General features: G+C 33.8%; 10 protein-coding genes. All 10 read right to left on the bottom strand.

Annotated features, from left to right (window positions below; all coding sequences use genetic code 11):
- Window positions 1-156: 156 nt before the first annotated feature.
- The 10 genes from MW871_RS10825 to MW871_RS10870 all read right to left on the bottom strand — a co-directional run bounded on the left by MW871_RS10825 (window position 157) and on the right by MW871_RS10870 (window position 11,389).
- Window positions 157-1,518 (bottom strand): AMP-binding protein, encoded by a 1,362-nt coding sequence (locus tag MW871_RS10825; protein ID WP_248428517.1) that lies wholly within the window; start codon window positions 1,516-1,518, stop codon window positions 157-159.
- Window positions 1,505-2,086 carry a hypothetical protein gene (locus MW871_RS10830; protein ID WP_248428518.1) on the bottom strand — a complete coding sequence of 194 codons (582 nt, stop codon included), beginning with the start codon at window positions 2,084-2,086 and terminating at the stop codon, window positions 1,505-1,507. The genes MW871_RS10825 and MW871_RS10830 overlap by 14 nt, the downstream gene beginning before the upstream one ends.
- Window positions 2,079-3,839 (bottom strand): hypothetical protein, encoded by a 1,761-nt coding sequence (locus MW871_RS10835; RefSeq protein ID WP_248428519.1) that lies wholly within the window; start codon window positions 3,837-3,839, stop codon window positions 2,079-2,081. Before MW871_RS10835 ends, MW871_RS10830 begins: the two co-directional genes overlap by 8 nt.
- A complete protein-coding gene (locus MW871_RS10840) occupies window positions 3,832-4,800 on the bottom strand; it encodes a hypothetical protein (protein WP_248428520.1) in 969 nt (322 codons plus the stop codon). The genes MW871_RS10835 and MW871_RS10840 overlap by 8 nt, the downstream gene beginning before the upstream one ends.
- Window positions 4,788-6,380, bottom strand: coding sequence for an AAA family ATPase (locus MW871_RS10845; protein WP_248428521.1), 1,593 nt, complete (start codon window positions 6,378-6,380; stop codon window positions 4,788-4,790). The genes MW871_RS10840 and MW871_RS10845 overlap by 13 nt, the downstream gene beginning before the upstream one ends.
- A 30-nt stretch (window positions 6,381-6,410) precedes the next feature.
- Window positions 6,411-7,403, bottom strand: coding sequence for an AAA family ATPase (locus tag MW871_RS10850; protein ID WP_248428522.1), 993 nt, complete (start codon window positions 7,401-7,403; stop codon window positions 6,411-6,413).
- Window positions 7,387-7,965, bottom strand: coding sequence for a nicotinamide riboside transporter PnuC (gene pnuC / locus MW871_RS10855; RefSeq protein WP_248428523.1), 579 nt, complete (start codon window positions 7,963-7,965; stop codon window positions 7,387-7,389). Before pnuC ends, MW871_RS10850 begins: the two co-directional genes overlap by 17 nt.
- A gap of 311 nt (window positions 7,966-8,276) precedes the next feature.
- Complete coding sequence (locus MW871_RS10860) at window positions 8,277-9,374, bottom strand: slipin family protein (protein ID WP_248428524.1); 1,098 nt, start codon at window positions 9,372-9,374, stop codon at window positions 8,277-8,279.
- Window positions 9,375-9,736: 362 nt separating this feature from the next.
- The gene (locus MW871_RS10865) at window positions 9,737-9,955 is read right to left on the bottom strand and encodes a hypothetical protein (protein ID WP_210646150.1); all 219 of its coding nucleotides are present in this window, start codon (window positions 9,953-9,955) and stop codon (window positions 9,737-9,739) included.
- Between the two features lie 321 nt (window positions 9,956-10,276).
- Window positions 10,277-11,389, bottom strand: a complete 1,113-nt coding sequence (locus MW871_RS10870) for a Fic family protein (protein ID WP_248428525.1) — start codon at window positions 11,387-11,389, stop codon at window positions 10,277-10,279.
- Window positions 11,390-11,397 lie beyond the last annotated feature (8 nt).

An 11,397-nucleotide genomic window follows, 5' to 3' on the forward strand; every position in this document is an offset into this window, starting at 1 on the left:
TAAAATAATTTCATTCAACGGTATTATAATATTATTTAAATACTATATCATCTAAAATTTTAAAACAAATTTTAGATTTGTGGTTCCTTAAAAAACATTAAAATAAAACATAATAGTTCTTAAGCAGTTTTTAAATAATTTTTAAAAGACCTTTTTTTAATCACAAAAGCTAATTAACTCCGAAGAGTACTTAGTTTTTTCTACATCATTATTTTGAGATATTTTTTGAATTTCTACATCAATGTTGATGTCATTTTTAAAAATAACATTCAATAAATCTATAATTACCTCAGCAGTAATCTCATTAGAATAGCCAATAAACTGAATTGACTTATCTTTTCTCTGATGCATTTTGAAGCCAGCTAAAGGTATCTCGGACAAAACATTAGAAACATCAATATTGTTGATTTTAATTCCTGATTTTGTATTAAAAACAACAGGATTTCTGGCTTCTAAATCAATCAAAAACGGAATGCCTTTTTCTATTTTTAAACTGCAAAAATCACCTGTTCTGTATCGTATTAAAGGAAGAAAAGGATTGCTTCCTCCGGTAACTACTAGTTCACCTCTCTCGCCATAAGGAAGCGCAATATCATCAAATTCATCGAAAATTTCTAAATACAAATCAGGTCTTATAACTTTATGACCAATTCCAGTTGCATAAGCTATATTTCTGCATTCCGTCAGGGAATAAAGATCGATTACGGGACATTTAAAATAACTTTCTAAAGTATCTTTAGTACCTTTTGTCAATTTCATAGCCGAAGAAACCATAGCTTTTGGAGTCAAGTTAGGCTTTAGATCCAACAATGCCATAAAAGCCAGCGGATCGCCTGTTAGGATTTGCGGATTGAATTTCTCTAGATATTTTACAGCATCATCAGGATGATTCCAATCTGATGTATTTAGGTTTATTTTTAAAATTCCTGCACCTTTTAAGTAGGCTGATAAAGAGGCATAAGTCAATGTTTTTTCTTGAGCGCAAATCAAAGCAATTGCTACAGTTTTTTTGCATGAAGTTATTGAAATATTAAAATCTTGGAGAATGGATTCTATTTGTGGAACCCAACTTGCCTGCGAAACAGCATCAAAAAGCACATCTAATTTCGGACCTGTTGAGCCGGAAGTATGATAAACTAAGAGCTCGTATAAATCTGCCTCATCTGAAACAAATAAATGAGGATTTTTTCTAATATCATCTCTGTTGGTTGTTGGAAAAGAATTTAAAATATTGGATTTATTTTTATAAAATGGAACAGTTTCAGTACTCCATTTTAAATATTCGTTTAACCAAATTGGAGTCTGCTCTTGCGTCCAAAATGATTTTTCCTCACAATTTTTCTTTTTATATGCTTTAACTTTTGAAAGATTTACAGCATCTAATCGATCACCACTTTTAAAATTAAATTTTGGAGCAAATTCATCTTGTTTAAGTGCATTTAAAAAACTTAAATCATCTAACAGAGGAAAACGTTCCTCGTCTGTTAATGCTATTTGTGGCTTACTACTCGCGTCCATACGTATTTGCTGCCTCACGGGCTCTTTTCTCTTCCATTTGTCTTTTAATATCCATTATTCTTTCATTTGCTTTATAGGATTTTTTTAAAACGTTATGGCGTTCTGCACTGTTTAATGAGGATAATTTATCAGCTGCTTCTTCAGGATTTTCTCCGTTAGGAAGTATTTGACAACAATTTAATAACAGCCTCACCATCTCTTCGGCACGCTCATCATCGCTGACCCATTCGTTAAATTTTACATACGGTGAAGCGTGACGCAATTCTTCAAACCAAAAATCATATAATTTTTCTTCAGCAAAAGAGGCATTCTTAAAGTCCTGATGGCTAAGTAACCAAGTAGAAATATGAATAGCGCGCCAATGATTCTCTCCAATGGCTTTTAAATGATCGCCTGATGGTATTTTAAATATCGTATTTAAAAAATTACCGCTTACCGTTCTGTACGTATCACAAAGCAACGCTATCGAATTCAGTCCTTCCTTTGCTAAAAAGCTTGACGATTTAAAAAAAAGGTCTGGACACTTTCTTACATGAGTAACAAGTTCAAAAACATCATATTTAGACATAAGCGTAATTTTGTTGTGAAAATTCTAATGCAAATTTTAAAAGCTCAGCTTCGTTGGTAACATAATACATATTCCAGCCCATTTTATGCAATCGGATCACCAAATCTTTGTTGTAATCTGGTTGAGAATGCAATACCATTGTCCCGTGTCCGCCAGCATTTTTTAATGTAATTTCAGCCAATTCCCAATGAGTTTGTTCTGTTTCAGTATCAGATTCCAACATACTAAAAATATCATTATCGGTCACTATTACAATGTGTGATTTTTTATTTGGCTTTTCTTCAAATGGTTTGCGTAAGCGTTCAATCCCGTATGCATAACCAGTTCCCAAATAAGAGGTTAAAGTTGTCAGCAGATCTGTTTCATCTGTAATAAAACCATTCGTTTCCAGATAACTTCCAGGTTCTCCAGAAAGACATCCCATAACCGATGCACCAGCACGTAATGCAGACAATCCAATAATTGTAGCAGCGAGAACAGGCCAGGAAAAATTGTGCTTCGGATTCATCATCGAACCTGAACAATCGATACCAATATAAACATTTAAAGGACTTTCTGAAACTTCATTATCAGAATCGGATCCGTACGTTCGTTTTTGCATGGTTAATCCTGGAATAAGTGACGGCGATTGTATCGCCGACTGTAACCAGTCTACTTCTTCAATTGCGTCACCAATATCCCAAGTTTCTAAACCTTCCGGTAAATTTAAAGACACATTTTCAGAAGTTTCGATCGGAAAATCTATTAAATGTGGTAAAGCAATTTCTTTGTAATATGCATTGATCAAACGCTGTTCATCGGCTTTTGGATTGACTTGTTTCATCAAATCAATATAATTTCCAGGTCCCATATATCCATTTCTAGGTCCATGACCTCCCAACTTGTTTTGTCCGGAACCTAAACTGTCTTCTTTCTTTTCAGCATCACCATCTACGAGACCAAGAGCTTCTTTTCGCATGTCGATTATCTCGTCATAACCTTCCAAATCAAGTTCTGTCATACCTGAAATGTCCATAGCCCCCAAACCTGCATCTTCTGCGTCTAGCAATACTAAAATCTTTTTACGTGCCTCATTAAAAGTTTGATCCTCCATTAAATAAGGATACAGCATAACGGCAAATCGGCCGCCGCCGTGAATCCAGTCTTTGGAGTAACTTCTAATCAAAGACGCTAATAATGAGGCATCCGCATCAATTTTTTTACTATGAAGGGATAATTTAGTGGCCAGTTCACCTCGGTTCAACCGCCATAAATATTCATAGGTACGCATCATCAAGGTCCAAAATTCAGTAAAAGTATCTTCTGTATTTATGGCTTTATAAACCTCTGACATACTTAATTTATTGACACGCTGTAATTTGTCATTAATTAAAAAGTCAGCATATAAATTGGAAACCATAGGTGCTCTGTTCTCAATACCAGGCAGACCAAATCGAATGCGATTCAGTAAAATAGCATTATCATATAAATTAGCTGGCGTAAAAATATGATGCCCAATTTCGTGAGCCAGAACTTCAAGAGCGTACCCTTCAATATGGCGTTCTAAAATTTCTTCTAAATTGATCACAATACGATGATCTGTTAGCCGAATCATAGCAAAACTGCCGGTAAGTCCTTCTTCTTTAGCCTCCTGATGAGATAAACACCAGATCGGTTCCTGCAAGCGAAGCAAAGGATTCCATTCCAGCTTTGCCTGTGGCCATAACGATTTCCACAACGCTAAGGTTTTTTCTATTTCAAATTGATTATGCATTGCCCAGACTGAATAGGTATAAAAAATAAGAGTTTTGCAAAGTAAAAACCAAAGTATCTTTTGTAGCTGCAACCGACGAAATAGTGTTTCTATCAATTTCGTGATTTTTTTCCAGCCATTTTTCCAAGGTTTCTAATCGCTTAGAATTTGATAAGATGTAATCGGAATCAACCGTATCAGCTGGAACCAAAACAGTACCAAACTGGTCTGCAAAAAGTGCGTAACTATTTTTTGAATCGGTTACAAATACGTGATCGTCTATCTGCGCCAGTTTTGGCGGATGTTCAAAAAAGCCCATTGACCCTTTGAAACCACCTTGCACACCTTCAAATTTTGTATCGTTATTACTCCATGGAAGATCAAAAAGGTCATCTCTTTTATGATCTGAATCTAGATTATTGACAATTAGCTGCTGCAGATTTTCTGAAAGTTCACAAAAATCAGCTTTTAATCGCGTTCTTAAATGTGCTAAACCGCATTTCCATGCATAAATGCGCCCTGCTGTTTTAAAATCTTCTATAGTTTTAATCTCAATGCTAGTGTTCTTCATAAGTTGACACCAGTCTAAGATTTTTTCTACTGCGTACGAATGAAAATTTAAAAGTACATCATTCAATAAGTAAATCGTTTTTGTTGGAAATTTCAATACTAAATTGGGCATTTCAGCCATTAAGAGCCAAGCTGTTTTGTATTCATTATTATAGCGTATTGCCTGTCCACTACCAATTAATTTCAATGATTCTAAATACAATGCTTTTACTATTTCGTGGATTTTCTCGGGAGCTGAATTTTGGTTATAAACTGCTTTTACGATAGGTTCAACCACTTCTTCCATCCATCTCAGAATAGAATGTGAAGGTAAACTGCCATACTTCATTTCATTTTCATCATACCAATGATTGTACAACGCACTCTTATCGCTTAATTCTGCAATAAGTGGAGGAAAGCTTATTTTTTCCATTGAAGCCATCTTTTATAATTGGTATAACGTTGATGTAAATATTTCAATTTTAAAATATCATCTGCTCTGTACCCATACAATTTTTTCTCTTGCGACCATTTGTGTAGTTGCTTTTCAATATTTAAAAGTCGGTTATCAATTTCCTTTGAGGAAATATTTTCAAGACCTTTTTTAAATTCAGCTTCAAATTGATCAACTGGATCATTTCTGTCCAAATCTTGACTAATATATTCATCGCAAGACAAATCGAATAAATTTCGCAACCATACAATTCTATCTACTCTATATACTTCGTTACCTGCCTGATCAAAAAATGGCGATTCTAAATGTGGCGTTAAACTATCGTGCAAAACGAATGGTAAAACTTGTCTAATATCCTCTAATTCTACTTTTTTATTTCCTCTAAAATAAGCCAATGCTTTGGAAAACATCAATAAAGTCATGATTTTTCGAACGGACAAACCATTTTTTGCTTGAGAACCCAAATCCTTGATTGGATCTTTTCCCGTTTCTTTTCTAAAAAGAGTGCGCATGTCCAGACCGGACAATTTTGCCGTGTCTTTTGTCATATATTCCAATCTATTTGACGCGGGTTCAAAAAACTCGAACTGACGGCAGAAAAATTCGATACGTTTACGCAATTCCGGGTCTATCTGTACTTGTCTGATCTGTTTGTTGATCGTATTAAGCTCTTCTTCGGTAAAAATAATTTCTTCGGGAATAATAGCTTCTGGTTTAAAATTAAGTTCAATACGCTGTAATAAATCCTCAATAAATCGAGTATTAAAATGCATGGCTCGAATTACAATATCAATTCTATCCTTTAAAGCTTCAATAACTTGATACGTTCCTCCACCTGCATCATCATTAGCTGTTAAATACCAAGCTCCTTCTGGACATTCATAAATCTGATCAAAAATTTCAGCATAATTATCTGAGAGAACAGTCAATAAAGCAGATTGCGTTCTGGTGGGGATTCGATTGTATTCATCAATAATTTTTACTCGCATACCCAGCCATTTTCTCCAAGCAATTCTAATATCTGACGTTTTTTCGGCCTTTACCATATCCGAAGGCAATGGATGCCCTAATAAATCTGAAATCGTCATTTGAGGTTGACCGTGCTGAATGGCTCTCAATACATCTTTATTATCATATCCCGCTAGCAAACCCATCAAAATCGAAGTAGCTGTTTTTCCTCGGCCAGGTCCGCCCACAATAAGGCATTTGCCTCGTGCTGCTAAATTCAATAATGGCATTAATACAAAACTGGAATAGCTCTGATCTGTTGGCAAACAAACTGGTACTTTACTATCGCCAAAAAAAAACTTTTTAGGATCGCCATCATTGAATTCGATATCATAGTACGGACTGATAATAGCGGTATTTGTAATCCAAAAATAAGCCTGACGCAATTTTTCATCAAGGCTGACTGCATCATTAGATTCATTTTGAAGATTATCACTTGAATAAAGATCTTCTACCTTAAATTTGTTCTTAATTTTATTTTCTTGTGGATTAGTAGGCGATTCTGGGACTTTTTTGAAAAACCCCATAGTTTTATTTATTAAGTCAGACATGGTTCTATTTTTGTTCTAAGTTAGTTAAATTTAATATTTTCTATATACTGCCAATACTTTTGATACTTTTTCAATTCTTTCTTCAACAGTACCTTCCAGCATATAATAGCTAAGATTTCTATCCTTAAGATCTTCGATGATTTTTTGCTGAAATTCTTTTCTTTTCACATCACCGGATCTGTCCCAAGTATCATCATAAGGAATATCGGTATCACACACAAAAATAATGTCGTGCCTTTGTTCTGCTGCTTTGGCTAAATTCTGCAAAGCGGAAAGTGCTTCTCCATGATAATCAAGTGAAAATAAATAAGTCGTAATTGCATTGGTGTCTGAAAACAAAAACTGATTTGATTCTGTTACCAAAGCATCTTCTCTTTCAATGTGAGTTTCTGCAATTTTTAAAAGATCGTCTAAGGTTAATCGTTTATTTATTTGATGTTTCTCCCAATATTCTCTTCCGTACTCTGGCATCCATTGCGTATCAAAATGCACTGCTAATTTTTCTGCCAAAGTAGTTTTTCCTGTAGAAGGTGCACCAAGCAAAACTACTTTAGTAATCAAATCTTTATAGACTTCAGGATGAATAAATTCCTTTTGTTTAAATGGATTTTGTCTAATTTTTGTTGCTGATATAGGAACAATATTCCTACTTAAATCAACTTGTCTGTCAATCGCATTTAAAGCTTTACTCATGTGTACGCCATAAGGTTCGCTCGAATAAAAATGAGATATGCTACGATCTTCCAAAACTTCCAAAACATAGTCCTCTTGAATTTTCATAATTTCAGGTGAATAACCACTATCGTTAGGTGAATTTATTCCTTCAATAACTGTAATATTTGGGTATATTTTGCGTATCCAAGTGGCCCTGGTAGCTAACGAAATATTTATAACAGGATCATCGTAAATTAATAATAGTACTTCATCCATCTCCTTGATAGCGGTTTCAACTAACAATTGATGGCCTTTATGAAAAGGGGCAAATTTGCCTAATGTCAATCCTATTTTATGCTTGTCTTTCATATGCAAATTCTTCTTTGTACGCCTTTTTCCACTGCAAGTAACCAATTATTGCCATAATCAAAAAAAGGAAATATAAACCCGTTGTAAAATATAAGCTTTTATAAAAATATACAAAGATGGCCGCCACATCTACTACGATCCAAAAGATCCAGGAACCTAATACTTTTTTTATCATTAAATACTGAGCAACAAGGCTTGCTATCGTTATAAAGGCATCAGGATAAGGAAAAGAGGCGTCTGTTTTGGTCTGCATAAAATAGCCCAAAATCAGAGTTGATATAAATGTTAAAACAATCCATAAGGCTGCTTTTGTTATTAAGGTAATGCGTAATGTACTTTTATTGTCACCCCCGTACTTCCAATTGTACCAGCCAAATATTTGCAGAAAAATATAAATAACATGCAAAATCATATCCGAATATAATTTTGATGTATAAAAAACAAAGCAATATACTATGACCTGAACTAATCCAAAATACCAACACAGGATATTTTCTTTAATAGTAAAATAAACGGCCAAAAAACCGAAAACTGTGCCAAAAATTTCTAAAGTTGTATTCATATATATTTGCTAAGATATAATAATCTATTAAACTTTTAATTGATAGCGGAACAAATCAAAAAATTATGAAGAAATAAAAACTGAGGCAAAAGATCTCTATTTCCTTTAACAGTATTTAAATGATTCTAAAAGATATCGAACCGCCATAAAAAGACATTATCATCAGCTTGGATAAAGTGTTTTTTTATTAGTTACACAATATATATCAGATAAATCTCTATAAAAAAACACCATTGATTTCCAATAGTGCTTTTTATAGTTATTTAGAAACATTGACTCTTTTAAAAATTGAAACCATAAACACATTTTTTTTATTTAACGAAAATCTCTTTCAATTGAGTGATTACATTTCCGCCACCTGAAATGGTAATCTCACCAATTTTATCGGCAATTTTCTCTACATATTCCATCTCTTTCAATTTCCATAACATTTCATTTTCTTCCATTAATTTGGCGGTGTTCAACAAGCTTCTAGTAGAAGCGGTTTCTTCTCTTCGCATAATACTATTGGCTTGTTCTTTTTTCTCGGCAACCAAAACCTGATTCATAATCTCCTTCATATCTCCAGGCAAGATCACATCTCGAATTCCAGCATCAGAAATCACTAAACCTAAATTGCTAATCTTAGCTGTTACTTCAGCCAAAATATCACTAGCAATCGTATCTTTTTTGCTCAACAACTCATCCAAAGTAAGTCCACCAACAAAAGCTCTTAAAGCCAATTGCATCAAAACATACAATTGTTTTTCGAAGTCTTTATTATCAACCAAAGCTTTCAAAATATCCACCACTTGGTATCTCACAAAGAAATTGATTCTCAACCTTGCTTTGTCTTTCGTCAATAATTCCTGTCCAGAAATCTCCACTTGTTGTTGTCTCATATCAACTGTTTTTACATCAATTGTAATCGCATTATTCCAAAAATAATGGGTTCCTGATTTTAATTCGGTTGTAAAAGTTCCGTTAACAAACAACAATGCTTTGTCGTTACTAGCTACCATAAATTTTCTAACGAATGGTCTCACTTTGGCATTTTCTAAAAGGGTTACGGCAATATTTTCGGTGATATCAATTTTAGACAAATCGGCTTTCACAAATTCATTTTTCACAATGCCTTTCCAAAACGCATATCTTCCAGCAGTTAAAACAGTTGTGAAATTTCCGTTTGCAAATTGCAACACTATTTCAGTATCGCTTACTTCAACAACTTTTAACATCGCCGCCAAATCTTCATTTTCTAACAAAATATTTAATTCATACTGCGTTTGGAATGGAAAGTTCATTTCATGAATGATCACTTTTTTATCTCCAAAAATCCAATGTTTTCCTTCTTTTAATACGTTTACTAATTTCCTGTTCTCGAATACCAAACCTACTTGGTACGCATCGATTGTAATTCTATTGATCATATTTTTTTGTTTAAAGTTTTAATTGTTTAAAGTTTTGGAAACAATAAAATTCTTTTTTCTTTCCTCTTTATTCTATTCTCTTTGTTCTATTCTCTTTATTCTTTTTTTAAATAAAAAACCTCATTGTCTTTCTTCTCCGATAAAAACGGACGAATAGTTTGTAATTCTTTTGCTCCACTTGTTTTACGATTCTATTTTGCAAAAGCAATTCTGAAAACTACCTAAACAATCAAACCCAAAAGAAAAAGAGCATTCCTAAATACATTGCTGTTCGCACTGGTTGTATCATGAGTGTGCAATTTTAGATTTTACAATCCTAATTGTACCGATAAAGACAAATCAGTTTTTTTGTGGTCATCTTTTTAAGAGTGATGTTCTCTGAAATACAGATTTTCAGTCTGTGCTTGACTTACCATTTGTCTAACCGAATCGAAAAACGGTGCAGGATTCGAACCTGCAAAATTGTCTATTGTTCTAACCAACTGAACTATCACATTGCTGTGAATGGGAATCGAACCCATGACCCATAGAGTGGTGATAATTTTCTGGGAAACTACCAAAACCTCCAAATCAAGTTGCATAGAAAAACATAATACGCTTTCGCGAAAAGTTCCCTACAATGGTGCTATACAGAAACACGTAACAGGACTTGTTTGATATTGTCAATCTCCTTCTTTTGTCATTCCGACGAAGGAGGAATCTCATAACTTTAATAAATCAAAGAGCTTGTTTTATTTCTTGAACAAAGATTTCGACACGACTGCGCAATTATTCTGCGTAGAAGATTTTTTTTTTTACAAATACTCCAAAAAACAAAAAAAGCGTCCCGATATCAGGACGCTTTTTCTATTTATGTTGAATTAGAAACTACAATTATAAAATAGTTTTCTTTATTTTGTTTTTTACAATACTATTCCGTTGATTTTATAACTAGTACTTCTACTCCCTTTATCTTCTTTTAGCAATATACCTTTTAAAATCAAATTGTTAATATCACGCAAAGCTGTATCATCAGAACATTTGGTTAGTATTGACCATTTTTTGGTGGTCAGATTGCCTTCAAAATCATTCCATAAAAGTTCCAACATTTTTTGTTGACGAGAGTTTAAAATAGTTTTTTCATGAGTTTTCCAAAAATTAGCTTTTTGCAAAACCGTACTTATAATTTCTTCGGATTGGAGAATGGCTTTTTTCAACGTGTCTAAAAACCAAAGCAACCAGGTTGTGCAATCTAAATTTCCTTTTTGAGATTGTTCTAACAATAAATAATAATCCTTTTTGTTTTTTAAAATTTGCGAAGACAAACTGTAAAAACGCATCGCATCATTCTCCGATTTTGCCAAAATGCTTTCTGAAATAGCTCGGGCAATTCGACCGTTTCCGTCTTCAAAAGGATGAATCGTAAGAAACCACAAATGAGCAATTGCCGTTTTTATAATCAAATCTTGTTGTGATTCGGTATTCAGCCAATCTAAAAAAGTATGCATTAAATCTGGAACTAACGCAGCAGCTGGCGCTTCATAATGTACTTTTTCAGTACCAAATCCGCCCGAAACTACTTGCATGGGTCCTTTTTCATCTTTGCGCCATTGGGCAGTTGTTATCGTGTACAAACCACTTCTTCCTGAGGGAAATAAAGCGCCATGCCAACTGAACAAACGCTCTTGCGAAATAGCAGAAGCATAATTTTGTGACGCATCCAATAATAAATCTACAAAACCGTCAATGTTTCGATTTGTTGGTAGATTGTTCGCTAAAGGAGAACCTATGCTTTTGGCAATAGACGAACGTACTTCTTCGGGTTTGTATATTTCGCCTTCTATTTGGCTAGAGGTAATAATTTCTTTTTCTAACAACAACAAATTAGATTCCTGTTGAATATCAAATCCCAATGATTGCATTTTTCCCAAAAACCGTCCTTGCATAAAACGTACTTCGCTTAATGGCGAAAGTATCTTTTCGTTATCCCAATAAAAGTTAGGAAAATTAGGGTTTTGGTAGATGTATTTTGGCATTGTGAGTA

The sequence above is a fragment of the Flavobacterium pygoscelis genome (assembly GCF_023162025.1).
Classification (GTDB): Bacteria; Bacteroidota; Bacteroidia; order Flavobacteriales; family Flavobacteriaceae; genus Flavobacterium; species Flavobacterium pygoscelis.